This is a genomic window from Rickettsia sp. TH2014, assembly GCF_019249195.1.
Lineage (GTDB): Bacteria > Pseudomonadota > Alphaproteobacteria > Rickettsiales > Rickettsiaceae > Rickettsia > Rickettsia felis.
Window position 1 is genome coordinate 1 of record NZ_MXAX01000211.1, and the last position, 1,172, is coordinate 1,172.

Here is a 1,172-nt window from a genome sequence, read left to right on the forward strand (position 1 = left end):
CATACACACTTGTGGTTAAGTTTTTTGTCAATTTACTACTTTTCTTAGTTCGCAGCTACTTTTTTTTATATCTACGCAACAAGGTCTCCTCGCAATGACGGTTTTGGTATCTATGCAAGCAAACCTTTCTTGTAATGATAACTACTAAAAAATGAATATAGGTAAATTTAAACTAATTGTTTTTGATGAACTAGACAGTACGAACTCTGAGGCTATAAGAATTGCTAAGAGTAATAAGGTTGATTCAAACTATGTAATACTTGCCAAATCTCAAACTAAAGGACGTGGTAGAAGCGGTAAAAACTGGCAGTCTAGGGTAGGTAACTTACATGCAAGTTTACTAATAAAGCCTGATAAAGAGCTAGAATTATTACCGCAATTATCTTTTGTTACAGCACTTGCCGTTTATGAGAGTATAGCCTCTTTATGTCACTCCTATAGTTCTCTATGTCATCCTCACCTCTTATGTCATTCCCGCGAAAGCGGGAATCCAGAAAAATTTTTAAAAGAAATGGATTCCCGCCTACGCAGGAATGACATAAGAGGTGAGGATGACATTATACAACTAAAATGGCCTAACGATGTTCTCGTGAACGGTCGGAAAATTGCCGGTATACTTCTTGAATCCGTTAAAGTAGAAAAGAATTATTACCTTATTATCGGTATCGGTATTAATATCACCTATCACCCTGATAATATCGACCAGCCTACTACTAGCTTAATAAGCGAAAATCTACCGCCTATAGAACCGCAAGCTTTACTTGAAAAATTAATAGAGAATTTTGAAAAATATTATCAAATTTGGCATAATAACGGCTTTTCTTTTATTAGAGAAAGCTGGTTAAAACATGCTTATAAGTTACATGAAAATATTAGCGTTAAATATCAAAATGATATAGTAACCGGTCGTTTTAAAGATATAGATAGTACCGGCAGAATAATATTGCAACTACCTTCCAAAAAAATAATCTCTTTTTCCACTGCCGAACTTTTCTTTTAGCAAAAATATTACTAAATTTAAATTGTAGATTTAATTTCTGTTAACTTCTACTTAAGCTCCAATTTAACAAGGTAATATGGTAATCCTCCCATTTTTAATCGCAATAGAGAGTAGATAGTTAAGTTGCGAGAGCTAATTTTTGTATGTAGAAGTCAAGATTTAATCTTACAGA

Annotated in this window: 1 protein-coding gene; it reads left to right on the top strand. The window is 33.3% G+C overall.

Annotated features, from left to right (window positions below; genetic code table 11):
• The first annotated feature begins 151 nt into the window (after positions 1–151).
• Positions 152–1,000, top strand: a complete 849-nt coding sequence (locus KYQ89_RS04360) for a biotin--[acetyl-CoA-carboxylase] ligase (RefSeq protein ID WP_218460572.1) — start codon at positions 152–154, stop codon at positions 998–1,000.
• Positions 1,001–1,172 lie beyond the last annotated feature (172 nt).